The sequence below is a fragment of the Bacillus sp. JJ783 genome, assembly GCF_036963225.1.
GTDB classification, from domain to species: domain Bacteria; phylum Bacillota; class Bacilli; order Bacillales; family Bacillaceae_G; genus Bacillus_A; species Bacillus_A cereus_U.
The window spans coordinates 1-23,417 of the sequence record NZ_JBALMG010000130.1; the positions used below are offsets into that span (position 1 = coordinate 1).

The window sequence follows — 23,417 nt, forward strand, 5'->3', positions numbered from 1 at the left end:
ATTTAATAAATTCTATTTCTTATTTTAAATATAAATCATATTCTGATATGATATATACATATCTAAAATACTAGCAAACAATAGTTATGGAGGTGTCCTTACATGACACAAGATTTATTGTTCATTACAAAACCTACTGTAACGACAAAAGAGGCAGCCGGCTTATTAGGCGTAACGGTACAAACAATTTTACAAAAAGAAAAAGATGGATTAATTGAATGTGTATATAAAGATAACTGGAAGCAATTCGGTAGTAAGATTTTTTATTTAGAGGATATTGAACGTTTAAAAAATATTGAAGAGGTTGAAGGATATAGCACAAAAGAAGTAGCTGAAATTCTCAATGTAGCACCATCTACAGTTTTTACCTATATCAAATCTGGTAAATTACCTGCTTCAAAGATTGAAAAACGTGGAAAAGAAGTATATATCATTGATAAAGATGACCTTGAAACTTTTCAACTTACTTATGAAAAAACTACATCAAAAGAGCGAAAAACATTCATTACTAAGATTCAAGAAGAAGAGATATATTTATATCAATTATTAACACATAAACATACCGGAAAAACAGCTAGGGTAATAGAGATCAATGGAGCAGACGGCAAGATTCTTACAGAAGACGAAGAAATTTTCCCTCTATCCACTTATAAGGAACGTGATTACTCCTTTGAACCTTTCCATAAACAAGCGGTAATTACGAAACGTGGTTATTTATCTTTTTCATTTAAAAAACCTCAGCTATTTCATTCCATCACTTATAATCTAATAAATTTATTTTATAAAGAGCTAGGTGTCACAAATATGCGATTGAGTATTTCATCTGATACTATCAAATTAGAAATTAAACCTTTCGTATTACAAGTTGATCCATTGCAGTTTCAAGAGGAGATTAAATACTTACATTCTCATATGAAATCCGGCACGATACTTCCACACGTAGAAGGTATTTACTTTAAAAGTAATGTAGAGTCATTAACTTTTCATGCAGATCATGAATTCAAGCAAAAAATAGTGCAAGTGGCAGCGGATGTAGGTATGGGACAGGAAGAATTCTTATTACAAGCTGTAAAATCTTATATAAGAGATTTAGAACAACGATAAACATTTATTAAGAAGAAAAAGCGTAGGAATTGAATCTTTCTACGCTTTTTAAAATATTCAATTTAAATACTCATTTCCATGAAATCACCACATGCACTATCAGCTTAATAGGAATGTATGTTATTTTAAATAAAGACAATCTTTGCAGAAAAACCATATATAGTAAACATACTTAAAGGAGAACAGTACATGATAAAACATATACTCAGTTTCATACTTGGAACATTTGTTATGATAATTGGTTCCTTTTGGGTTATTCCCTACACCCTCGAAGCAATTGACAGTAATGTAAGCTATATTACTCGTGACAAAAAGTATTTTAGTAAGCTATATGAATATGACATTAAGCTGTGGATAATAGCAATCCTTATATTTTGCATTTTTTCTACTATTTCTGTTCTTATATTAAAGTTACCTAATTATAATAGGAAAAAAAGCACTCATATAAAAAAATATAGTCAAACAAATCAGCGAAAAAAAGCAAAGAGAAGGCGTCGTAAATAATTGTTTTCTTATGTTAGGGTTTTTACTTCCAAAAATATCTTAGCGTATAATATCCGCGTTTTGACGTTGGTACCCCTTGATGGGACCACTATACTTAATTGAAACTCATCAATTACTTTAATTTCGCATTCTTCATTTATAGTATCCATTTTCCTAGTGGAAATTTTCCGAATGTGTAAGTTTGAAAACATCACGCTCTGGAATGTGTTTGTATAGCATGTTTTCTTCTTTGACAAGAATATCATAAGAATGATAGTCGTGTTCAATCGAGCCGCCAAAATCTCTAATGTCAATTGATCCAATGAGCATCTTATTTCCGAATTTAAACGATACTTTTTCACCTAATTGGAACTTCATTGGTGGAAAAGCTCTATCTTTTTTCCAATACATGTGTTTCACTCCTATCATTTTTTAAAAGCCAAGATACCGATATTAGATAAGCTGGTGGGATCCCTTAAAGAAATATTAAGGTTGTTTAATTTCGATAAGCGAATCGTTAAACATAATTCAGCGATACTATTCCATATTATATTTAATATGCTTTTTCAGTTCACTAGGAGCATCTGATTTAACTGCTACATAATTATACTCTTTTTCAAACCCCGTAAAAAGTATCACCTTTTATGGGGTTTTCTTTTTTAAGATTACATCTGGAATAACCGAGTAAATATTTATAACTAATAAAATTATCGATAAGATCGGCGCTTTTTCATGCAACCATTAATGTACCGCTATCATTTCTACTTAAGAAATTAATAACCTAAAAACGAAAAAATGAGCTATCTTGTTACAAGTTAGAACAAATTTTTGTTCTATGTTAGGTTGATGGGCATGTGGTGCCACCCTTTATTGTGTGGATTTAAAATAAAGATTAACTGTTTATAAAAAAGTTGCAACGCTTTTTCTCTTACAAAATAAAAGCATCCGAATGGATACTTAACTATACGCTTCTTTTCATGTACTGCCATACACTTATTAAAGATTTATTTTTCAAATCTTCAATACCTAAGTATTCCTATATTGCTTAAACAAAAAATTCTCAGCAAATTTTTTTACTTATTAAACGGTAGTCAGTTCCTCTTTAAGCACCATAAAGCAGGTTTCTACTTTAATCAATCTCCTTTCAAAATGGATTCCTTTTGTTTCTTTGTCTTTTTCAATATGCACCTAATTGATTTAAATCTCGGAATTATACAAATAACTTTGACTATAATTGTAACTTATTGTGAAATTATATACATATAAAGGGACTTTTCGGGTGATTTTAGAAGAAGTTTGTATTCCTTTTTCACATAACAATAGGATTTGAAGAGGGAGAGACAATAATATCATGAAAAATTTGAAGAAAAAATCGGGGAAAATTTTATTAGCAACTGGATTAGCATTTTCTATGTCAGCTTGTGGTGTAACTGATAACAAAGAAAAAACAAATGCTGAATCTAGTAAACAACAAAACAATAATAATAGTGATTCAAGCAATAATAACAACGATAATAACAAAAACGGGAATTCAAACAACTCTAACAGCAATAATAACAATAACAGTAATAATAACAATAACAGTAATTCAAACAACTCTAATGTCAATAATAATAACAGTAACAGTAATTCAAACAATTCTAATGGTAATAATAACGGGAATAACAACACTAATACAAATAATGAATGGGACACTAATAGTAGTAATAATAATTTAAATAATAATTCTAACAATAATCAACAAAAACCTAATCAAAATCAAGAGCAACCGGCTACCAGCGTAACTTTAGAACAACGTGGTGTTATTGTTACTGTTCATAAAATTGAACAAGCTGATAATATAGTTCGCGTGAAATATACAATTAACAACACTACAGACCAAACTATATCTTCTGGTGCGCCTATGGCTAAAATAGAACAAAACGGACAAAGTACAATGTCTTCAGATTTCAAAGGAAACTGGGATCAAAGAGGATACATTGCGCCTCATACAAGCGTAGATGGAACAAACCTTTATACATTGAAGAATATAACTAATGAATTTGATTTTAAAATCGGACCAAATTTTGAGGATTTAAAGAATAACAAAAGCTTGGAGTATTTTGTTTTAAGAGTAAAAATGCATTAATGAGAAATAAAATAATAGAAGATCAAACTAGATAGTTTTTTCTAGATTGATCTTCTTATTTTTTTAAGGGCTATTACTTTCACTGCAACTCATTGTATTGCTTATACTTCATTAACTTTATCATCAACTTCAATTTGATGTCGATGTGGTACTTCTCTTAAATTAACTCATATAGTTTTAAAAAATATAAAATGGTTTCTTCTATTTGTACATTGGTCTCACTATAAGGGATATCTACAACTGGTAATCCCAGCCCCCAACAAAAATTTCGTTTTATTTTGTCTCGTAACATTCGCTTTCTCGATCCCTTAAAACCCCCAAAGTACTCTGATTTCATATATTTATAATGTTGTATACCATTATATTCAATAACAAATAAAGGATATTTCCCTTGGCAAACAACAAAATCCATTCGATAATCATACTCAAATCCAAGTTTTTTAAGAGATAGTTCTTTAATAAAAACTATATTGTGTTTAATTAGAAATTCTGTAATAAATTCCGCTCCATTAGACTCTTTATACTTTCTTTTGCAGCTAGGACAATTTTCCCCATCCTTTTTGATCTTAATGGGGGCTACCTTCCATTCATGCCCACGAAAGCATACATGTACCCCCTTAGTCCTCATTGATTTATAGGGTCCAATAAAAGTAATATCGGACCTATTCTTTGCTAAATAGTCTATATATTTTTGATGATTAGGTGATATCTTCTCATCTATCTCTTTTCTTATTAAGTGTGAACACCATACATATTTACTATCCTTATTCTCTTTATTAATGACATAAGACTGTATTAAGTGAATGTCTTTATTCTTTTCAAGATTTTGAAGATACTCTTTGTATTGAGTTAATTCTGCAGGTCCTCTAGACTGTTTTTTATAAAAATGTATACAACCATAATTATCCTTTACTAAAAGAATTATTTTTCCTCTAAACACCATAATTTTCATCCTTTTATTAAAAGTTGTATTAATTTAATGAAAATTCATCATAAAAAAATCAGTACTCGAATCTTTGTATAATCCTTCCCCTATTTCCTCCAACTTACAACACGTTTGCGGTATCCTTGCCCTATTCAATCAAACTTGCAACACGTTTCTAGTATCCTTGCTCAAATCATAATAAACATGGTATATCCAGCAGCTTAAGTCTTTTAATATAATATTAAAAAGTGAATGTGCATAATCGCATATCCACTCTCCCCATTTATATACTTACCTTCGCTCCTCCAACATCTTGTTTTTTAATTAAATCTAAGTAAAAATGTGAGACCGTTGTGTTGTAATAAGGAGAAATAAAAATAAATGATAGATTAAATGTAAACATTCCGATAAATGCGGCTAATAAAAACCAACCAATAAATGATAACCAAAGAACAAATAACTTTAGCTTTTGTCCTTTCATTATTCTTTTACTTTCTCTCAATGCTTCACTCGCTGTATAATCAGGATTCTCTACTAATATGTAATACGACATGGAATAAGAAAAATATTTAATAATACCTGGAACAATTAATAAGAGACTCCATAAAAAAAGAAAAATAGCTTGCAGCACCCCCAATTTCATTGATTTAAACAAATTCTTCTTTTTAAATCCCGAAAATACATCGTCTACCTTAGCATCTTCTTTTTTCCCTAAGTGTAAAGTAAAAACAGAATATCCATAATTAAAAATACCTTGTATGACACTGTAAATTAGGAAACAAACCCCACCTAAACAAATATAACTTAGAATAAGTACAGCAAGTGCTGTTGGATCTACTTGTGGTTGCCCACCAATTGAATAAATAAATAACACATCCGGGCCAATTATCCCGATAAACAGTACAAATATTAAATACATGAAAGTGGCGATTGCTGATGCACTTAAGGTTGGTACAAAATAGAATAAAGCTGATACTCCTATACCTACTCCCCATTTCCCATCTAACGAATTAAGTGCTGCTTTCTTAAAATTTCTTGTCATACTTGTATTCCCTCCTTTTTTCTTATTTTGCTTTACTAAAAAATAAAAGAACTTGTAGCAGGCCCCGCTACAAGTTCTTTTAGCCAAATACTTTAGCTCATCGAAAAATTATTTATTCTACATAATCGGGGGTAACGCCTAAAATATGGTTTGTTAACATAATTATGAATTTTTGTTAAAAATTCTATATTTTTAGACAAATAATTCTCCACTTTTTTACTTATTTTTTATTTTCATGTAGTTTTATCTATTGAAAATAAGTATAAAACCTCTGCACTATTTCAATCAAAAGATTATTTAATTAACATTAAATGCAATATTGACTTCCTGTTTATTAACATTGGTGTCTTCTTTTATATGAATTAGTTTAACTGCTTTATCTATTAACTCTGTTCTTAATTTTTAAAATAATAATCACATCGCTTTTCAAAATAAAATAATTAATTACGGTTTTACACTTTCTCAATATTACAGTATCAATTTTCTTATATAATTAAATTATTCTCTTTATTTATTTTATGTATCTGTTCCCTTTGAACCCTACTATTATAGGGTTCCTTTTTTATAATCATATATTTATTAATTAATTTATCAATTTCCTGACTTAAATAGAGGACTTTCGTATGACTAAAGCCATGTTTATTTACCAGTTCTACTAATTCTAATCTTTTATTTTCTATTAGATCATTTAACTTCGCCACTAACATAAACTTTTTTCTTTCACACTCCCCCTGAGCAAAATAAAAAAGAGCTGTTCCCAGCCCTGTATACTTAAAAAAGTATGTATTGTTGTAGTGTAAAATTTTCCATATTCTATTATAAATGAATATACATAAAGCGAACAATAGTAATTTTAGTGTATTAATAAAGAAAAAAGCAGCAATATTTCATTACTGCTACAGCTTCTTTTTAAATTCATTATTTATAAAAAAATATTCTTCCGATCCATCAGCTTCACCATACCAAACTTCCAGCCTTATAATATGTGCTGCTACTTCTTTTAAAATCACATCCATAAATAATGTAATAGGTGCCACGTTATGTTCAGTATCTCTGTAGTTCTTTAGATTGGCTATAAATGACCATTCATTATCTTTTAAATTTGTATAATACTCTTTCTCTTCTTCCCAGTTTCCTATGTGCCACCTCATATATAGAAAATCATCTTCTGCTAATGCTTCATTTATCTGTTTCTTTGTAAATGGAATGTCTTTACTATGATTAACTTTTAGATATTCTTTAACGAACGGAAACTTTAAAACAGCTTCTTCCCAGCTTCCTGTATTTATTAATTCCACCACTCCTTTATATTCATCCTTTATAATTACTTTACCTCGAAAGGCTGTACACATTTCAAAAGACAATTTTTTCACCCTCTTAAATTCATTATGAATTTAATTAACATATATACTTAACTACACAATAGAAGGTTTTAGAAATCGTATTACGTTCCCCTTTTCACTAAATTCACTCTCATTGTTACAATTCTTTGAGGTAAGATCCACTATATAACTCTCTGAAATTTTAAAAGTTCTTTCCTCATTAAACATTGTCAAAGGTACTGATACTCCAACATTATTATCTAAATGGCTTAGTACTATTACAGGGATAGTTTCACCTTTTAATAAATCAACATATGAGGTCTTAACTTTATAATACTGCCCTTCTAAAAAATGCATTTTTCCGTTTATTAAATCCACTGCAACGCCATTATTACAATACGCTAAGCTTTGATTTGAAAAATGAATATCGTCCGATACTTTAATAAATTTCATTGTTTTATTATCAAATATATAGTAACCATCTCTTACTACAAAAAGATTATGTGGATTGATAAACTCTAGCAGATAATGCGTAATTTCAAAGCTAGTATCTCTCTCAATCATTTCTCTGTATTCTACATAAAGTTTTTCTAACTTTTTAAATGTACTTAGTTTGATCCCCTGATTTGGTCTTGATGCAAGTGTTAAGTCATCTAATACCCATTTAGCCACATATGTTGACGTTGGAATCATTTACAATTTACCCCCTTCAAAATTCTATATATGAACATATAAACTATTTAAATTTAATAAATTGGGCTCTACTTAAAGTATAGGCAGAATCTATTTAATAACTAAGATAATTCTCTAACTTTTTCATATTTACTTCTTTTGAACTACCCCCACTTTCACTTCGTTTAGAAGAGGGGGATTCCTAAGTAAAGAGTTCTATCGAACTCTAATTTATTAGGCTATCTCCACAGTCCTTGCGGTTAGAAGCCTTATCGCTTCATTCTTTAGATTGATACTTGCGTTAATATCTCTATCATGGTGTGTAAGACAAGAAGGGCAGTCCCATTTACGTAAGTTTAGATTTTTAACGTCTTTGTTTTGATATCCACAACAAGAACATAATTGGCTTGAAGCAAATGTTTTCGATACGACAATGATTTGTTTGCCGTACCATTTCGCCTTATATTCCAGCATAGTTCGAAACTGAGACCATGATACTTCACTAATTGCTTTTGCTAAATTATGATTCTTTAACATCTTCGATACTTGCAAATCCTCTATACCAATAACATCGTGGTTCTTGATGATTTCAGTCGAGATTTTGTCCAAGTAATCTTTTCTAGCGTTTGTCATGTATTCATGGATTCTAGCTACTTTTACCCGCTGTTTATTCCAGCGAGAAGAGCCTTTCGTTCTTCTAGAAAGAACACGTTGTTCTTTTGCCAACTTCTCTTCTAATAATCGAAAAAACATCGGATTTTTATAGATTGTTCCATCTGACAAAATGGCGAAATTTTTTAGTCCCACATCCATTCCAATGTAAGAATTTGTTTTCGGAAGTTCTTGCACCTCTGTTTCAACTAACAATGACACAAAGTATCTACCAGAAGGGTTCCGTCTAACCGTAGCATTTAAAATACGTCCCTTTACTTCACGACTTTTGGCAAATCGAACAAGACCTAGTTTTGGCAATTTCATTTTGTTTCCTACAACGGCAATGTTTTCATTTGTTTGTTTTGTGGTGTAAGATTGTACGTTGTTCTTCTTAGATTTGAAACGGGGGGCATTGTTTTGTTTTTTGAGAAGGCGTGTATAAGCATCCGCAAGGTTGCGAACAGACGACTGAATCGCAATACTATCCACTTCTTTTAGCCAAACAAACTCTTTCTTCATGGCAGGGAGTTTGGCAGAGCATGTACCATATGTTAAACCTTTTCCTGTTTCTTTGTATGCATTATTCCATAGAGATAGGAAGTGGTTGAATACAAAACGAGAGCAACCAATCGTTTTATTGATTAGGGTCGCTTGTGCTTTATTTGGATAGATACGAAATTTATATGCTTTATTGATCATTATTCCTTTCACCCCCATTTCGATATGTGTCTATTATACAACAAACATACATTCGATATGTAGTGAAGTAACAGTTTATGAATGTCGAACAATTAAGGTGGCTTCCTGCCATCCCTTGTCTGAAGCCAATTCATCTCCCACCTACTCACTTCGCGTTCCTTGAGGAAGGAGTCTTCTTGCCTAAAATGATAAATTATAATTATCAAACTCCTACTATGAAATTTTCAAGAATCAAAAACTAATACAATTTGATGTAGCTATTTGGCTGTATAAAAATAAACTAACTACCGATTAACTGGATTTACACTTTAAAAAATGTACAAATTGTTCCTATTATTTCGAGACAATTGAAATATTTGAAAAGAAAACCCTACACAGAAAATTATATATGGATATATATAGCGATTATGATTATATTTTACGTAATTACGTGTGAGATTCTAAATGATATTTCCTTCCTTCCAGGGACAGTATTTCCTTGATTACCAAATGTTTAAAGATATATTAAACATTTGGTACGTGAAATTTTATAAGGAACACTTTAGGAGGTATTAAGCACATGACAAATGTTGTGTTAATTATAAGGAATTCAGGTTTATTAAGATCTATGAATGAAATATTAACTAATTCTGAATCAGTAGAAAAAGTGCACGAATTACTAAATAAGGCAAAAACAAAAAATACACTGCCACACGGTCTGTTATGGCATTGGACGGATTTTAAGTGGGAAATGCCAGAAGAACTAGGAGAAAACATAAACGATACTAAAAATAGCGAATCTATTTTACTATTATTTTATTGGCTAAATTGCATTGGAAATGAAAACTATTATTTAGCGAGAATTGAAGAAAGATATGTTATAGATGGGCATGATCCATTAGATACATGGGGTAATTTACATGTACCATCATTAGATTTATCCTTAAATGTTTCAATCTCCTTTGGTTTTGAAAAGGAGGATACAATATGAAAATACGTAATATTTACCGTCATTGTTATGGAACTGCAAGTATAGATAAAATTCTTCCTTCAATAATAACTAAAAGCATTTTGGATTTTTTTAAAACACAAATACTTTTAAGAAACAATTCTTTATTAGGTTATAAACACATCTTTGATTTAAAATTGGAAGATAATTATTTGGTATTAAATTATCAACCAGAAAGCCCAGGTTTTGAAATACGTTCCAAAACGAATGTAATAGTGGATAGCCTTCCATTAGCACAGCGTATTTGGATTATTGATAACGGTAAAAGTTTTATTATGATGTTACCTACGGATTATTGATAGAAATTAGACTACACACTTATTTTACTTAGTAAAATAAGTGCTTCGAAATAATACCATTTAAAATACCGGTTCTTATTAGAGCCGGTATTTTTATTATGTATTAAGCTTTAGTTTAGGATCCATTAATTATAGGATAGCCTGTAGATATAACACACTCCCCTATAGTTAGGTTACTTAGATTTTTTTAATTCCTTGTTTGCTTTATCTATTAACTTAGAAGCAGTCTCTAATCTTTCAACCCCACCATCAACTTCATATTCTTTACCCTTATCTAAACCACCTTGTATGATTTCCACCCCATCTTTTACATGAATCATCGCTAAACCTACATTATGTTGTACTGGGTAATCTTCTACTTCATACTCTAACTTACTTATTTTGTCCACTAACTCTAAATAAGGTTTAGATAATTCTTTTAACTCTTCTGACTTTTTCTTCATTGACTTGCTACTTTTTACAATACCGTCTATTTCTTTAGATTGTTCAGAGAAATCTTTCATTAAATATGCTAGGTTCTTACTGAAGTCTTCTTTTTTATTCTGTTTAACAGAAGCTTCCATTGCTTCATCTTTCTTAACCTTAGTCTCACATCCAACCCCAGTTAACATTAACATTGGAACTACTACAAAAGATAAAATCTTACGTTTCATTGACATATACCCCTTTGTTTTAGAATGCTTTTTCTATTCTTCCCACTTTTTTATTTGTTTCCATTTTATTCGGCACTACGAATATCGTTTATTTTACCTATTTTCCTAATGTTTCAGCAATGTCTTCAATCTCTTTTAAATATATATCGTTTACATCACTTATCCCCTCTAAATACTTGTCAAATGGTTCGTTCATACCGTCTGTAGCTTCTTTAAGTTTAGTTGAATCTTCTTGTTTAATAGCGTCTAATTGCTTATTAAAAGATTTATCTATCGCTGTAGTTGCTTGAGATACCTTTTTATGAGCATCTTTATATTTTGAGCTTGGTGCTAATCTTCTCATTTGTGCTGTAACTGACTTTGCTTGTTTAAATTTCTCTTCAAACTCAGCTTTGGATGATTCAGAACTATACCCCTTTTCCTCAGCTATAGCTAGATCTTCAATAATAGTGTTAAACTCTTTATTTAATTGGAGTAGGTTTCCTGCATAAATGTCTTCCTTTTTTGCATCATCTTTCGAAACAATAGCGTGCTCTTCATCTATTGCATTAATTCCACAACCAACTCCTCCTACTAATAGCATGAAGGGTAACGCAAGTTTTAGTGCCTTTCGTTTCATATCTCTCCCTGCTTTCTTCAAACTCATTTTCTAGTAGTTCAGAAGATAACAAAATTACCACTGTATTAATTTATCTTACTATTTGATGTTTTTCATCATCTCGTTTGCTTCGTCTATCTTCTTAGAAGCCTTAACTACTGCATCATTTCCTATTTCTATTAATTTCCTATCTTTTAATTCTAGACCGTCTCCAATTGATTTAAGTGACATATCTAGTAAACCCATAGCAGTATCCATTGTAAATTGCACATCTTTATACTTTTCGTCATGCTTTAATTTTTTAACCTTTTCAGATGTTTCAAGTAATTCTTTAGAAGCTAAATCAAATTCTTTCTTCTTCTCTTCTACTGATTTTTGGCTTGTTAATATGTCACTTACGACTTTTGACTGCTCAGAAATATCTTTCATCAAGTAGGCTAAGTTTTCTTCATAGTCTTCTTTCTTATTTTGCTCAATAGAAATTTTACTGTCTACTTGCCTTTCATTTGTAGTACATCCTGCTGCTCCCCCTGCTACTAACATAAGTGAAAATGCTAATAATATTAGATTCTTTACCTTCAAACCCCCATACCCCTCCCGAAAAAATTGTAAGTAATTAACATATGAAACCATAACATAAATTACGTAAATAGGATATAAAAAAACAGCTGTTCTTACGAGAAATTTTGAGTGTTCTAACAACTTTAAAAAATGTATTACAATTATAGAGTATCTCACTCCGTATACTTTTTTAATTATCCTTTATTTAACTTCTAAAGTTTAGTATTTTGTTGCTTTTTTTATGCTCCCTGGGATACCGTCAGCATTTTGCAAAATAACCTACGCTATGCGGAAAAATAAAATAAGCTGCCTATGTGGACAGCTTATTTACATAATTATCGTTAGCGGAAGTTCCATCTTTCAAAACCACTCCATTAAATATGATTGGATGTATAAAACACATTAATAAAGGATTATACTCGACTTGGGGCTACCGCAGATGCTTCCTCCTAATCATCCATATGAATAAATGACTTACTTATGATCAATTTGTAGTTGTTGTTCTTCGTTAAAACACATTGAGAATTGTGGATGTTTTTCTGCTTCTTTCTTTGTTCCTATAAAGAATTGCGAATATGTCAATCCTGCTTGCGATGCTACTGATATATTGTGAATATCTTTGCCTTTTTCTAACCTCTTAACTTGGTTTCCGCTTTTGTCTACATAATAGTATTTTACATTATTCCATCCAGAATCAAGGTCACTTTCCCTACCAATCCTTTCATTCGATGATGTTTTCAATAGTCCATCTTTAGTTACTTGATATATAATTTTCTTATCTTCAATTTTTAGGGGTGGTGCATCCTTGATGTTATAAAGGACACCCATACATCCTTTGTAACCATCAGGTATTAAAAAGACCTTCTTAGCGAAAGAATTATACATATCATATATCCAAACAATAGGGGTACCTAGTATGATAACAGACACAAAAAAGGCTATTCCAGCATAAGCATATTTATTCTTACGGATAAAGTACCATGCCAAAAATATAAACAATCAGAAAAGTGGTATTGCTTGAATGAAGAGAAATCCTTTTAAAAAATCAAGTTCAGTACTGCCTGGAGGGTCTGTTGTCATCCCGCCTATAAACAATGCTAATGGAGCTGTGATGAGATTTAATCCTAAACTAAGATAAATCAATACCAACAGGTTTTTATTTTTATTTTTTTGTACTCCATCCATTCGAATTCCTCCTACACTTAATTCAATGAAATTCTTGTTGCACAGCAAACCCTTTCCCATTTTGAGGGAGACATGATCTGCTCTCAATATTTTTTCTTTTTAAGCCGATAAAGCCCTTCAGATTGGCTCCCAGTGCACTCAAAGTCATAACGATATAGATACTTAGGGAAGTAACCTGATTTGGAATCAACTTAGCAAGGTTTGCCCAAAGTAATGCAATGCTTGCTAGCCATGTTAAACCGACGATATAAGACCAACCTGTTTACCTCTCTTTTCCTAATTGTACCATTTGGAAGAATCGATTTGTTAGGATTTTTGAATGTATAGGATATACATGTAAGGTTAACATAACGTCTCATTATTGGAAGTCATTTTTAAATTTTATGTTTCGATTTTTTCTTTACCCTTGCGGATAAACCACCGTATCAAAGCTACAAGTAGTATGAAAAGCGGTATTATTTGAATAAAGAAAAATCCTTTCCAAAAATAAAGTGGATTATTATATCTAAATTCTGTTGCCGCCTCATTTGTATAAGAAACAAATGAACCTACCAAACAAGAAATTGGAATTGTAAGTAGGTTTATCGCTAAACAGATCATTATCAACGATAGATTTTTAGCCTTAATTTTTGGTGAAACAGACATGAAAAATAAAAATATTGAAGTACCGGATATAAGAAAAAATGGTATTACATAAAAAATTAACATAATATCCCTCCATGATTTTGATTGTACCATCAGCAAAGACAATTTTGTACAAATTTGCATAAATAGGGTATTCATGTGAGGTTAACAAAAAGTCTCATTATCGGTAGCAATGAAAAGAGGAAACCGTATTCTCACAAAGGAACCTTCTTTTTTGTTCTATGGATCTATGTATTCTTTTATACATTCCTATCCTAGCTCCGTTTTAGAGTTCTTGTTTGTTACTCAATTAGCCGAAAATCCGCATAAAAATTTGCATACTCTTAACCGGGGGTATTTCTACAAACCTGATGATACCCTTCACATAAAATCTCCTTTTGTACAGAAATAATAGAGTTGTTGTAAAAATGCCGGTCATGTTATTCAGCAATTGGGCCAGATTATAGAGTGATATTATTAATTGTTTCGTTAAGATTGTGAAGAAGTGTACTTAAGCCAACGTGGCAATTTAGTCGGATGTAAGTGTTATAATATTATTAAAATTCAAGAAATGTAGGGTGGAAAATGAAAAGTATTAAAAGATTAATTCAAGTCATCTTAGTCAGTACATCATTCCTAATTCTTAGTGGATGTTATTTCCCTAAAGATGAACTGAATCAACCAATACAAGAATATTTAAAAACAAACTATGGAATACAAGGTGAGTTTTCTGTTATTCAGACTGATAATAATTGGCTTGAAGGGATTGACCATCAAACTTATGTAGAAATGAAAAATCCATATCGTACTTATCCGTTCCTAATGATTGAAAGAGGTACTTTAAAAATTTTAAACGATGACAGTGACGATATCTATCTTGAACAATTCAAGGGTGCATATATTGAGCAACATCCAGAAGTAGTTCAAGTAATGAAACAGATCATAAAAAAATATGGGTTAGTAAAATATCCTAATAAAGCTGTCCGAGAAGAAAATGGTTCTATTCGTATATTTCCTTACGACAACATTGGGGTAAATGTAAATAATTACCAAGAGCTACTTGATGATTTTAAAAAGACCCAAAAGATAGATACTACTGAACTTTTACCTAAATTAATACCAAATGACCTCCAAGGTAAAAATCGTAATGGCATGTATCTAGGTGTGGTGAATTTTCTATTTGAATTTGACATGAATAAAAATAAACATCCTATTCCAAAAGCCAAAGATCTAATTGAGGGCTTTCAAAAAAGTGGAGTATTAACAAAAGGAATATACAGTATCGAAATGAAAGTAAATGATTCAAATCCTGATCACTTTCCCCACTTTATAGAACCGGAATATGATAATATAGCTTTGTTTGAAGTCGATGGAAATGGTGAATATACTATAATTGCTACTCCTAAAAGTGAGGATTTAAGGGACACTTACTTTTATGGTGATTACGCAGCTGAAAAAAATATAAAATAGAACTTTAGGTTGAATTACTCAATTGGAATTGCCTAAAAATACATGTGGTTCTACCCCTATTAAACGACTTTATTGTTATATTTTTGAGTGCAGTTAAGTAACTTATATCGAAAATTAAACAACTATATTTTAACCCCGTCCTAAATTTAGAACGGGGTTTTGCTTGTTTTAGGTTTTAAAATTTAATAGCTTTATTGTCTTTTTACAGAATAAGCGGATCCTCCTCTAAAAAGGCATCCACTTATTCGTTATGTGCTTCTATACTTGTTTTGTTTTCTTTGCTCTTGCAAACTTCCCAAAAGCTGCAAGTAGTATGAGAAGCGGTATTCCCTGAATGAAGAGAAATCCTCCCAAAAAATATAGTGCACGACTAATTAGAGGAGGGGCTGTTTCTGAATCACCTGCATAATAAGCTCCATAATAAGCCACCCCACCTGCATATTCAGCTATCCCACCTATAAGAAAAGCTATTGGACTTGTGAGTAGGTTTATCCCTAAACAGACCATTATCAATGATAGGTTTTTAGCCTTAATTTTTGATGAACCAGACAAGAAAAATAAGAATATTGCAGTGCCGAATATAAGAAACAATGGTACATAATAAATTCCCATAATATCCCTCCATGACTTTAATTGTACCATCAGCAAAGACAACTTTGTGCAAATTTGGATGAATAGGATATTCATGCTCGGTTAACATAACTTCTCATTATTGGTAGCAATACAAAGACGAATCCTTACTCTCGGGAGGAATCCTCTTTTTTATTTTCTATAACTCTATTCATCCTTTTATACATTCCTATCCTGTCATGGATTTTAGGGCTCTCGTTTGTTACTGAATTAGCCGAAAATCTGTATAAAATCTTGCATACTCTTAACCTGGGGGTTTTACAAAGTCCTGACGGTATCCCTCACATAAAATTTCCTTTAAATTAGAAATTGCCGTGTTACAAATAAAAAGGATCCGATATGAGTATCAGATCCTTTTTCACTTAGTATACTTATTTCACTGCCTCTTTTAATTCTTTTCCAGCTTTAAATGCAGGCGCCTTTGAAGCAGCAATTTGCATTTCTTCACCTGTCTGCGGGTTACGACCTGTTCTTGCAGATCTTTCACGTACTTCAAATGTACCAAAGCCAAGAATCTGTACTTTCTCTTCATTTGCAAGAGCAGTTGTTATAGCGTCTAATACAGCTTGTGTCGCTGTAGCAGCATCCTTTTGTGTAAGTTCTGCTTTATCCGCAACTACTTTTGTTAATTCTGTTTTATTCATCTTCTGCACCTCTTTATATGTAATTAGGGATTATTATAACGTTCCTGTACTCCTAGTGCAATTAATAATAACATATAGAGATAGTACCACATCACCATCAAGCTATGAAAAGCAAATACCCCAAAACGAAAATATAAGCCGTTTTCTTTCAAAAATACATGGAATTTTTAGCCTGTGTTGTTATAAAATTCTTAAGTTGATGGGCATGGGTTGAGACTTCGAAATATCGTGCTTTCACATCAAATAACAAACATAAAAAGGACTTTACATTTAATTCGCAGGAAATCTCTCTTTTACAAGATCTTCGATGTTATTTGCTTCTTTAATTTCTTTTGATGATAACCAAGTTGTATATAATGTTCCAGTCTTATTGGTTAAATCTATGGCATAATTTTTATTATATAGTTCTTCTTTAAGCATTATGGTTACTTTGAGTAAATCCTCAATTAAAGGGGGATTGTTTTCAAATATACCGTCGCTATTAAGCGCTAAAATCACTATATATTTTCGAAGTTCCTCATGATCCGAACTTATATAAGTAATATCTTTAATTGCAAATCGATCGTTTTGCATTTCATGTAATCTTTCTTCTACTTTGGTGTGCGTTCTATCCAATTTTCCTAATATTTGTTTATGGCATCTGACATCGTAGATTTCATTGTTAGTAACAGTTCTTCTTTTGTTATTATTTTTTGTACATTTTTAAAAGGTCCACCTAAAGATTTACCATTTTGATCCTTAATCTCTAGTTCTGTTATCTTTTTATTATTCTTCTGAATGAGTTGAAATAGAGAATATAAACGGTCTAATTCTACTGAATCCAATTGGCTAAAGTCAATCTCGTTACTCATTTGCAAAGTTAATAATAATTCATTAGTTGGTTTTCCTTCATCTCGATCTTTATTATCTAACATATATTGAAGAGCATTTTCCGTTTCAGATTCCACGTAGCCTAATTTTTTCATTTCTTCTAGAGTTGGTTTGAATTTCTTATATTCCTCATATGTTTTTTTTCCATATTGGTATTCATCACCTACTGGATTTGAATAGAGGAGACCTTGTACCTTTACTCGGAATTTTAGATATTTGTTATTTTTTTCTTGCACAGTATGGTAGGTATTACCACCATTATTTTCATTTATCGGGCTCCAATCTGTTACAACAACATCAATACCGTGTTTTTCTTTTATATATTCTTGTACCTTAGCTCCATTTTCTTGATTACAACCACTTAGACATAAGAAACATAATACTAGCAATATTACATGTTTCAAACTTTTCATATAAGCACTCCCTACGTAAGAATTAATTCTTGAATGTGCAGCACACTGCAAAACCTTCTTTTCCTTAGTCGTATACTTTAACTTTTATATAGTTTGAATCTTAAATCATTTAAGTTCCTGACGTTTCCAACTATACTGCTTGAAGCATTACCGTCTTAAAATATATAACTTATTTGTTTTAAGGTCTTTCTCAGTTCTAAAAGCATATGGTTCATTGGGCTCATATCTAAAACGTACATTCATACCATGAGACCTATTTTACTATAAAATCTGGTTATATTATTAAAATATTCCTTTTTTATTTTTTTGTCTCCTAGTATAGATGTTCCTTCTACTTCAATGAGGGAGGATTTATGGAAAGACATTATACAATCTCAAATTATGCACCATATATAAGAAGAAAAAACATGACTCTAACCACAACATAATAAAAATCATATATATGTATAATTACATTTAAAATCACCGATGATAATGTTATACTAATATCAACCAAGTAGCATCCAACAAACTATTATTAATCACTACATTTTCTTTCAGAATAGGTCAACGTATAAAAAGGCACTATATATAGTGTCTTTTTATATACCTAAATTATTACTAGGTTAGAAGTACACCTATTTATAAACCGTAAATAGGACACGGCAGTATAGGAGAATATATCAATGATTCAGAAGACACAACATTATTTTTATCATTTAAAAACACAATGGTTTATTCTGTTCATGACTTTTGCATCTTTCTTGTTACCACTCCCCACCAGTTTTCTACCAGGAGGATTACAAAAAAACCCCATTGAAGATGAATATTTATGGATTCAAATAGTGGATGGCATAGTCATTGCACCTTTATTAGAAACAGCTCTATACCAAATGTTTATATTTTGGATTTTAAAATTGATACCCGGTATGGAAAAAAACAACAAATCAATTATCTTTATTTCAGCTATTATATTTGGATTGAGCCACCATTTTAGCTATACTTATATGTTATATGCTTGCATTATGGGTTTGGTATTTGCTTACTCTTATTGGATTTATACAAGAAAATATGAGAATGGACATACAAAATTTCCACCATTTTGGATTGTATGGTGTATACATGTTTTACATAATATTGTTGTATTTTTTATTAAAAATTTATAAATATATTATTAATATAATAAGGTTAAAAATCATCTTAGGCTAGCATCAACTGCTATTCAGCTAATCTTTTGATATATCCTTTAAATAAAAACTTTTTTCTATAGATAATACTAAAACAATGTTGCCCGATAAAAAAAGAAGCTGGTGGATAAATTCTCCAACAGCTTCTTTCTATCTTGCTATTCAATTAGAAGCTAACCGTCGCTGCTTCCTCTCCTGAACTAATCATTCGTTGTTCAATCTTTCCTAGCAGTTCCTTTATCTTACTTGAATAAAGTTTAACTGCTTTCGTAGATTGAGCATTCTTAAGCTCTTCTGTCCATTCTGCTAAATCTTCCTTTTCTTGATCATCTAGATAATCAAAAACTTCCTTTCGAGACATCGGGCTCACCTCTACTCAACTCTCTTTATTTGGCCGTTACATAACCAAATCTCCTCATCTCTCTACTTCTATTTATACCAGATTACTCCTCTTTTATTCCTTATTCTTTTTTTCGAGTTCGGTCAATTTCTTTGAAATAGACTGAATCTCGTCGGTTTTTACTTGTTCAGTTGCCAAGCGATTGTGCAGCAAGAAGGCTTGCCCTGAAATCCCAGCAAGAATACTCACCTTGAGAATATCCATTGTTGTTTCAGGGTTAAACATTGCAACACCAACGAGTGAAGCAATACTGCCTACAAACATTTCTCCCAAGAAACCTGGGTGAAATGCAAGCTTACTTTTACGAGGCAACAAAAACTTTTTATTTGTAATGTAGTGACTAGCCAATCCTGAGACCATTCCAGCCACAACAGTGACAATAACAGTGATCAACATAATATGCACCCCTTTTCGAAAAACTTTTGACGTTGCAGCAGCAGTTTCTATTTAATAATTAGTTCCTATGACATAGCATCACCCCTTTCAGGCAAAAACAAATAACCTTCCAGGAAAATGAAGTGTTTACACAATAAAATAAAGCAACATAAAGTTCCTTTTTGTGTAATTTCATTAACCCGAAAGGTTATAAGTAATTAGTGATATAAAAAAGAAAAAGAAAAAATGCAACTAAATTATATCACAATGAAGTTTATTTAATCTTTTAATTCAGAAAATTCATTTCGTAATTTAACTTTCTCAAGTTAACAAATTAAATTATTAGATACTTTTACTCTTTCTAATAATTTGAAAGCCTGATTACTATTTATTTTTTGAATCTGCCATCAATTATACTGTAGATCACACTACATTTTTGATGAATATAGAATTCCAGTATCTCAAATGCTACCTTTTTATCCTCTACATTTTCATAGTTGTATAAATTTATTATTCTAGTTCCTGTCTCACGCACTAACCACAATACCTTTCGCTTAAATAAGAAATAATAATATATATCAAAGAAAAAAATCTTCGTGATATCCTATAAGCTTATTTCGTATTATATTTTCCATCTTTATTAACTCTTGATAATTTCCTAAATTTACATCTGCCGGCGCAATACAGGTTTCCCTCCTACATTTTTTTCAAGAATTTGCAATGTCTTTAGTACTTCGTTAAAACTGTTGATTTTTGTTTCCTTTCTCTCTTTCCATTCTTTATTTTCGCGATTATAAATAGAAACATTCATTTTATACACTCCTCTTTTTTAATCATTTTTATTCTTTAAAATTTCCATTACGGCTTTTACCGGTTAGCATCTTATTGTAACTATCTTCAATAACACTTTGTTCTTTTTGGTACTGATCCCATTCAGCAGCTGTGACATATGAAATGACATCTCCTACATGGATATAAACCGGATCACCTACTTTAACACCTACGAGTTCTGTATCGATTCTTAAATCGATATTTTCAATCCTAATTAAACGTTTTTTAATCAGTTTCCCTTTAGTTATCTTCCAGCGATAAGCATTTAAAGTAACAGGATGCATTGCTTCTGAAAGTCTTAATAAATGATTCTAATCATCACTACTTTTTAGTCAAAATAAAAAAGACAAGGAATAGATTCCCGTCTTTTTCATGACTGCAGTTAATTACTTTCTTCATATTCAATTACCATTACCAAAAGCGGTTGGCCTTGTTCACGATTCATGAACCCGCTTGGCGTTATTTTTTTAACTATTTTCCGTTGATTAGCACAATACTTCAAAAAACTATTCACTTCTTCATCAATTCTTAATGCATCTGCAATCACAGTTCTAATTTTAAACATAATAAATCCCTCCTAATAATTTTTTTATTTTAAATATGTAATCTCAGAAATTCTAAATCCATCTATTTCCGGTACATATTTAAATTCCAGAATTAAGTCGTTTTGTTTAACCAAAAACAATCCTTTATTTATTCTTGTAACAGTTCTTGGCTTTTCATAATTGAATACATTTGGTTTACTTTTATAAGTAACTTTGTAATTCTTATCAGTACTAAAATATTCTGATGTAAATTCATCAGCTAATTCTGCAGTAGTCACATGATTTCCTAAAAACATTTCAAGTTCCTTTGTATTTTGATAAATGATTAAGTGCCCATTCTTATCAATATCATCAAATATTAATTTGAATTGCCCGCCTAAATCGTTAATCACATTTTGTGATAATTCATCTTCAAACGAATAGTCGTATTGAATCTTTTGATTCAAATTTTCTACCTTGATAGGAGTTAAAGCATCTGTTTGAGGTTCATCTTTTATAAAAGTGTTATAAAAAACAAACATAATAGATAAAACACCTAACACTAAAAACATCCTCTTAATCTTCATAAAAATCTTCATCCTTTCACAATGTGATACTCTCCAAAAAACGCAAAAAAGCCCTTTTCGGAGTTGTATTTAAAAAGAAAGTAAAAGTAAAAAACTTAAACTATCTTTGAAAATCGAAACCCCGAAAGGGCTATAGTAGTTATGGATATAAAAAATTGAAAGTAAAAAAGGTATACTTAATTTTAACAAATTACACTCACAAATACAATAATATTCAGAATATTTAAACCTTTGTTTTTGTGTTATTATGAATAATATAAACCCTCAGAATGGAGTTTGATCTACAATTGAGAAAACGTCTAATTTCTGTTATTCCAGTATCAATATTCTTAATTGGTGTTATCTTATTATTTCTAAGACAGTTTGTTTTTTTTCCATATAAAGTTTCCGGAGTTTCTATGGAAAACACCCTATTGAATAATGACAAGGTTCTAATTAATCACTTTACTAATTCAATTGATGATCTGCAAAGATTTGATATTGTTGTTGTCAATTCACCCTTAGGAAACACTTCGGTTAAAAAAACAATTATAAAAAGAGTAATTGGTTTACCCGGAGATAAAATAGAATATAAATCACAGCAGCTTTATATAAATGGAATTCAGGTAAAAGAAACATACTCAAAAGGTGAAACAACTGACTTTTCATTAACTAGCATATATGGCTTCGAAAGAGTCCCAAATGATACTATTTTTGTTTTAGGGGATAATCGCGAGGAAAGTTTAGACAGCAGATATAAAGAGATTGGGTTTATTCGTCTAAATAATATAGAAGGTAAAATGGTTCTACGATACCAACCATTCAACAAATTCATGAAATTCTAATACAGCTCCAAATGCAGGACATTTGTGTCACTTTACCCATAAGTTTGCCGCAGTTGGAAGCATAAACTTGCCGGAAATCGCTTATTTTAGAAGATCTTTAACTAATTATCCAAATAAAATGGAAGCATAACTTTGCCATAAACAAAAAGAACCATAAACTTGCCAAAACGGCAAACTTATGGTTTTTATCACAATTTGGAGCTTTTATAATACAATTTTGATTAGTTAAGTATTACTAATACAAAAACTTATAGATGAACTTTCTAAAATCTTCATTATCATGTTGGCTCATGTTTCTTTCTCTCCTTTTTTTTATTGCAAATTTAATCAAAAGATACTTCTTCAAAATCTGTCTAATACTCATTTTCCATTTTACCCCTTACAGAATTTACGATACGGGAAAGCCCACGCAGGACTTTAGTCCGTCTTTAGACGTGGGATGCAAGTATCGTTTTTGCGTAGCAAAACATGGTATACTTTATTCATAGTCATGCAAAAGACTCTAAAACGACTGTTCTCTGAAAACAGAATACATATGAGGTTGGGGTAGCAAATTCTTCTACTCCGTAAAATGTATTAAGTCGTCATGCAAAAGACGTAAAAACATTTGAGAACCAACAATCTGTACGGTATGGTCACAGTACCGTAGCCCACGAACCTATATGGTCTGTTGTGGGAGTGGTGATGGCACACCGCAATCTTGCACGTCAGCGATACCAGAAATGGACTTCGCCTTTGGTAGCAAG

At 31.0% G+C, this 23,417-nt stretch carries 29 protein-coding genes and 1 pseudogene; 8 read left to right on the forward strand and 22 right to left on the reverse strand.

The genetic code is table 11. The features are described 5' to 3' along the window. The first annotated feature begins 102 nt into the window (after positions 1 to 102). Complete coding sequence (locus V7038_RS23620; RefSeq protein WP_335695716.1) at positions 103 to 1,104, forward strand: helix-turn-helix domain-containing protein; 1,002 nt, start codon at positions 103 to 105, stop codon at positions 1,102 to 1,104. A 189-nt stretch (positions 1,105 to 1,293) separates the two neighbouring features. Next, a complete protein-coding gene (locus V7038_RS23625; protein ID WP_335695717.1) occupies positions 1,294 to 1,608 on the forward strand; it encodes a hypothetical protein in 315 nt (104 codons plus the stop codon). A gap of 153 nt (positions 1,609 to 1,761) precedes the next feature. Here V7038_RS23625 and V7038_RS23630 read toward each other — a convergent pair whose 3' ends face one another. Beyond that, entirely contained in the window at positions 1,762 to 1,998 is a 237-nt protein-coding gene (locus V7038_RS23630) for a hypothetical protein (protein WP_335695718.1), read from the reverse strand. 940 nt (positions 1,999 to 2,938) lie between these two features. On the opposite strand from V7038_RS23630, the gene V7038_RS23635 reads away from it, so the two are divergent. Then, a complete protein-coding gene (locus tag V7038_RS23635) occupies positions 2,939 to 3,715 on the forward strand; it encodes a hypothetical protein (protein WP_335695719.1) in 777 nt (258 codons plus the stop codon). 157 nt (positions 3,716 to 3,872) lie between these two features. Here V7038_RS23635 and V7038_RS23640 read toward each other — a convergent pair whose 3' ends face one another. The 6 genes from V7038_RS23640 to tnpB all read right to left on the reverse strand — a co-directional run bounded on the left by V7038_RS23640 (position 3,873) and on the right by tnpB (position 9,032). Next, on the reverse strand, positions 3,873 to 4,658 hold the full coding sequence (locus V7038_RS23640) for a DUF2726 domain-containing protein (RefSeq protein ID WP_335695720.1): 786 nt from the start codon (positions 4,656 to 4,658) through the stop codon (positions 3,873 to 3,875). 265 nt (positions 4,659 to 4,923) lie between these two features. Further along, a complete protein-coding gene (locus tag V7038_RS23645; protein ID WP_335695721.1) occupies positions 4,924 to 5,682 on the reverse strand; it encodes a DUF975 family protein in 759 nt (252 codons plus the stop codon). A 485-nt stretch (positions 5,683 to 6,167) separates the two neighbouring features. Then, positions 6,168 to 6,389 (reverse strand): aspartyl-phosphate phosphatase Spo0E family protein, encoded by a 222-nt coding sequence (locus tag V7038_RS23650; protein WP_335695722.1) that lies wholly within the window; start codon positions 6,387 to 6,389, stop codon positions 6,168 to 6,170. A 189-nt stretch (positions 6,390 to 6,578) separates the two neighbouring features. Next, entirely contained in the window at positions 6,579 to 7,034 is a 456-nt protein-coding gene (locus tag V7038_RS23655; RefSeq protein ID WP_335695730.1) for a hypothetical protein, read from the reverse strand. A 63-nt stretch (positions 7,035 to 7,097) separates the two neighbouring features. After that, a complete protein-coding gene (locus V7038_RS23660) occupies positions 7,098 to 7,697 on the reverse strand; it encodes a hypothetical protein (RefSeq protein WP_335695723.1) in 600 nt (199 codons plus the stop codon). A 213-nt stretch (positions 7,698 to 7,910) separates the two neighbouring features. Next, positions 7,911 to 9,032, reverse strand: coding sequence for an IS200/IS605 family element RNA-guided endonuclease TnpB (gene tnpB, locus V7038_RS23665; RefSeq protein ID WP_071151407.1), 1,122 nt, complete (start codon positions 9,030 to 9,032; stop codon positions 7,911 to 7,913). Between the two features lie 556 nt (positions 9,033 to 9,588). Here tnpB and V7038_RS23670 point away from each other — a divergent pair. Together V7038_RS23670 and V7038_RS23675 are read left to right on the forward strand one after the other, a co-directional pair. After that, the gene (locus V7038_RS23670) at positions 9,589 to 9,999 is read left to right on the forward strand and encodes a hypothetical protein (RefSeq protein WP_098988932.1); all 411 of its coding nucleotides are present in this window, start codon (positions 9,589 to 9,591) and stop codon (positions 9,997 to 9,999) included. Continuing rightward, positions 9,996 to 10,316, forward strand: coding sequence for a DUF960 family protein (locus V7038_RS23675; protein WP_071151384.1), 321 nt, complete (start codon positions 9,996 to 9,998; stop codon positions 10,314 to 10,316). Before V7038_RS23670 ends, V7038_RS23675 begins: the two co-directional genes overlap by 4 nt. Before the next feature lie 173 nt (positions 10,317 to 10,489). Here the strand turns inward: V7038_RS23675 and V7038_RS23680 are convergent, their stop codons facing one another. From V7038_RS23680 to V7038_RS23705, 6 genes are all read right to left on the reverse strand, one after another. Continuing rightward, a complete protein-coding gene (locus tag V7038_RS23680) occupies positions 10,490 to 10,975 on the reverse strand; it encodes a hypothetical protein (RefSeq protein ID WP_335695724.1) in 486 nt (161 codons plus the stop codon). Between the two features lie 91 nt (positions 10,976 to 11,066). Beyond that, on the reverse strand, positions 11,067 to 11,588 hold the full coding sequence (locus V7038_RS23685) for a hypothetical protein (RefSeq protein WP_078181777.1): 522 nt from the start codon (positions 11,586 to 11,588) through the stop codon (positions 11,067 to 11,069). A gap of 78 nt (positions 11,589 to 11,666) precedes the next feature. Further along, the gene (locus V7038_RS23690; RefSeq protein WP_335695725.1) at positions 11,667 to 12,149 is read right to left on the reverse strand and encodes a tungsten formylmethanofuran dehydrogenase; all 483 of its coding nucleotides are present in this window, start codon (positions 12,147 to 12,149) and stop codon (positions 11,667 to 11,669) included. A gap of 453 nt (positions 12,150 to 12,602) precedes the next feature. Continuing rightward, complete coding sequence (locus V7038_RS23695; RefSeq protein WP_335695726.1) at positions 12,603 to 13,115, reverse strand: DUF6843 domain-containing protein; 513 nt, start codon at positions 13,113 to 13,115, stop codon at positions 12,603 to 12,605. A 12-nt stretch (positions 13,116 to 13,127) separates the two neighbouring features. Continuing rightward, complete coding sequence (locus V7038_RS23700; RefSeq protein WP_335695727.1) at positions 13,128 to 13,313, reverse strand: hypothetical protein; 186 nt, start codon at positions 13,311 to 13,313, stop codon at positions 13,128 to 13,130. A 381-nt stretch (positions 13,314 to 13,694) separates the two neighbouring features. Then, entirely contained in the window at positions 13,695 to 14,021 is a 327-nt protein-coding gene (locus V7038_RS23705) for a hypothetical protein (RefSeq protein WP_078181774.1), read from the reverse strand. Between the two features lie 501 nt (positions 14,022 to 14,522). On the opposite strand from V7038_RS23705, the gene V7038_RS23710 reads away from it, so the two are divergent. Then, positions 14,523 to 15,407 carry a hypothetical protein gene (locus V7038_RS23710; protein WP_335695728.1) on the forward strand — a complete coding sequence of 295 codons (885 nt, stop codon included), beginning with the start codon at positions 14,523 to 14,525 and terminating at the stop codon, positions 15,405 to 15,407. Between the two features lie 258 nt (positions 15,408 to 15,665). On the opposite strand, the gene V7038_RS23715 is transcribed toward V7038_RS23710, so the two are convergent. The 3 genes and pseudogenes from V7038_RS23715 to V7038_RS23725 form a co-directional block, all read right to left on the reverse strand. Beyond that, entirely contained in the window at positions 15,666 to 16,019 is a 354-nt protein-coding gene (locus V7038_RS23715) for a hypothetical protein (RefSeq protein WP_335695729.1), read from the reverse strand. A gap of 389 nt (positions 16,020 to 16,408) precedes the next feature. Then, positions 16,409 to 16,681: an HU family DNA-binding protein gene (locus V7038_RS23720; RefSeq protein ID WP_001043938.1), complete on the reverse strand. Its 273-nt coding sequence runs from the start codon at positions 16,679 to 16,681 to the stop codon at positions 16,409 to 16,411. Positions 16,682 to 16,951: 270 nt separating this feature from the next. Beyond that, positions 16,952 to 17,964, reverse strand: a pseudogene (locus tag V7038_RS23725) (hypothetical protein). Between the two features lie 665 nt (positions 17,965 to 18,629). Between V7038_RS23725 and V7038_RS23730 the strand changes: the two are divergent. Then, complete coding sequence (locus tag V7038_RS23730; RefSeq protein WP_002162177.1) at positions 18,630 to 19,109, forward strand: CPBP family glutamic-type intramembrane protease; 480 nt, start codon at positions 18,630 to 18,632, stop codon at positions 19,107 to 19,109. 187 nt (positions 19,110 to 19,296) lie between these two features. On the opposite strand, the gene V7038_RS23735 is transcribed toward V7038_RS23730, so the two are convergent. The 6 genes from V7038_RS23735 to V7038_RS23760 all read right to left on the reverse strand — a co-directional run bounded on the left by V7038_RS23735 (position 19,297) and on the right by V7038_RS23760 (position 21,847). Continuing rightward, positions 19,297 to 19,491, reverse strand: a complete 195-nt coding sequence (locus V7038_RS23735) for a hypothetical protein (RefSeq protein ID WP_000087401.1) — start codon at positions 19,489 to 19,491, stop codon at positions 19,297 to 19,299. Between the two features lie 93 nt (positions 19,492 to 19,584). Further along, positions 19,585 to 19,926: a DUF4257 domain-containing protein gene (locus V7038_RS23740; protein ID WP_002203144.1), complete on the reverse strand. Its 342-nt coding sequence runs from the start codon at positions 19,924 to 19,926 to the stop codon at positions 19,585 to 19,587. A gap of 643 nt (positions 19,927 to 20,569) precedes the next feature. Beyond that, positions 20,570 to 20,716, reverse strand: a complete 147-nt coding sequence (locus tag V7038_RS23745) for a hypothetical protein (protein WP_002203146.1) — start codon at positions 20,714 to 20,716, stop codon at positions 20,570 to 20,572. A 28-nt stretch (positions 20,717 to 20,744) separates the two neighbouring features. Then, positions 20,745 to 21,020, reverse strand: coding sequence for a hypothetical protein (locus V7038_RS23750; RefSeq protein WP_002162173.1), 276 nt, complete (start codon positions 21,018 to 21,020; stop codon positions 20,745 to 20,747). Between the two features lie 98 nt (positions 21,021 to 21,118). After that, positions 21,119 to 21,301, reverse strand: a complete 183-nt coding sequence (locus V7038_RS23755) for a hypothetical protein (RefSeq protein ID WP_002162172.1) — start codon at positions 21,299 to 21,301, stop codon at positions 21,119 to 21,121. 24 nt (positions 21,302 to 21,325) lie between these two features. Further along, a complete protein-coding gene (locus V7038_RS23760; protein ID WP_070129293.1) occupies positions 21,326 to 21,847 on the reverse strand; it encodes a peptide ABC transporter ATP-binding protein in 522 nt (173 codons plus the stop codon). A 287-nt stretch (positions 21,848 to 22,134) separates the two neighbouring features. On the opposite strand from V7038_RS23760, the gene lepB reads away from it, so the two are divergent. Next, positions 22,135 to 22,671 (forward strand): signal peptidase I, encoded by a 537-nt coding sequence (gene lepB, locus V7038_RS23765; RefSeq protein WP_002203149.1) that lies wholly within the window; start codon positions 22,135 to 22,137, stop codon positions 22,669 to 22,671. The last annotated feature ends 746 nt before the right edge of the window (positions 22,672 to 23,417 follow it).

Coding starts and splice junctions, on each gene's coding strand:
- V7038_RS23620 (WP_335695716.1), top strand. CDS start 103: ATGACACAAGATTTATTGTTCATTACAAAACCTACTGTAACGACAAAA.
- V7038_RS23625 (WP_335695717.1), top strand. CDS start 1,294: ATGATAAAACATATACTCAGTTTCATACTTGGAACATTTGTTATGATA.
- V7038_RS23630 (WP_335695718.1), bottom strand. CDS start 1,998: ATGTATTGGAAAAAAGATAGAGCTTTTCCACCAATGAAGTTCCAATTA.
- V7038_RS23635 (WP_335695719.1), top strand. CDS start 2,939: ATGAAAAATTTGAAGAAAAAATCGGGGAAAATTTTATTAGCAACTGGA.
- V7038_RS23640 (WP_335695720.1), bottom strand. CDS start 4,658: ATGGTGTTTAGAGGAAAAATAATTCTTTTAGTAAAGGATAATTATGGT.
- V7038_RS23645 (WP_335695721.1), bottom strand. CDS start 5,682: ATGACAAGAAATTTTAAGAAAGCAGCACTTAATTCGTTAGATGGGAAA.
- V7038_RS23650 (WP_335695722.1), bottom strand. CDS start 6,389: ATGTTAGTGGCGAAGTTAAATGATCTAATAGAAAATAAAAGATTAGAA.
- V7038_RS23655 (WP_335695730.1), bottom strand. CDS start 7,034: ATGTGTACAGCCTTTCGAGGTAAAGTAATTATAAAGGATGAATATAAA.
- V7038_RS23660 (WP_335695723.1), bottom strand. CDS start 7,697: ATGATTCCAACGTCAACATATGTGGCTAAATGGGTATTAGATGACTTA.
- V7038_RS23670 (WP_098988932.1), top strand. CDS start 9,589: ATGACAAATGTTGTGTTAATTATAAGGAATTCAGGTTTATTAAGATCT.
- V7038_RS23675 (WP_071151384.1), top strand. CDS start 9,996: ATGAAAATACGTAATATTTACCGTCATTGTTATGGAACTGCAAGTATA.
- V7038_RS23680 (WP_335695724.1), bottom strand. CDS start 10,975: ATGTCAATGAAACGTAAGATTTTATCTTTTGTAGTAGTTCCAATGTTA.
- V7038_RS23685 (WP_078181777.1), bottom strand. CDS start 11,588: ATGAAACGAAAGGCACTAAAACTTGCGTTACCCTTCATGCTATTAGTA.
- V7038_RS23700 (WP_335695727.1), bottom strand. CDS start 13,313: ATGGATGGAGTACAAAAAAATAAAAATAAAAACCTGTTGGTATTGATT.
- V7038_RS23705 (WP_078181774.1), bottom strand. CDS start 14,021: ATGTTAATTTTTTATGTAATACCATTTTTTCTTATATCCGGTACTTCA.
- V7038_RS23710 (WP_335695728.1), top strand. CDS start 14,523: ATGAAAAGTATTAAAAGATTAATTCAAGTCATCTTAGTCAGTACATCA.
- V7038_RS23715 (WP_335695729.1), bottom strand. CDS start 16,019: ATGGGAATTTATTATGTACCATTGTTTCTTATATTCGGCACTGCAATA.
- V7038_RS23720 (WP_001043938.1), bottom strand. CDS start 16,681: ATGAATAAAACAGAATTAACAAAAGTAGTTGCGGATAAAGCAGAACTT.
- V7038_RS23730 (WP_002162177.1), top strand. CDS start 18,630: ATGATTCAGAAGACACAACATTATTTTTATCATTTAAAAACACAATGG.
- V7038_RS23735 (WP_000087401.1), bottom strand. CDS start 19,491: ATGTCTCGAAAGGAAGTTTTTGATTATCTAGATGATCAAGAAAAGGAA.
- V7038_RS23740 (WP_002203144.1), bottom strand. CDS start 19,926: ATGTTGATCACTGTTATTGTCACTGTTGTGGCTGGAATGGTCTCAGGA.
- V7038_RS23745 (WP_002203146.1), bottom strand. CDS start 20,716: ATGAATGTTTCTATTTATAATCGCGAAAATAAAGAATGGAAAGAGAGA.
- V7038_RS23750 (WP_002162173.1), bottom strand. CDS start 21,020: ATGCATCCTGTTACTTTAAATGCTTATCGCTGGAAGATAACTAAAGGG.
- V7038_RS23755 (WP_002162172.1), bottom strand. CDS start 21,301: ATGTTTAAAATTAGAACTGTGATTGCAGATGCATTAAGAATTGATGAA.
- V7038_RS23760 (WP_070129293.1), bottom strand. CDS start 21,847: ATGAAGATTAAGAGGATGTTTTTAGTGTTAGGTGTTTTATCTATTATG.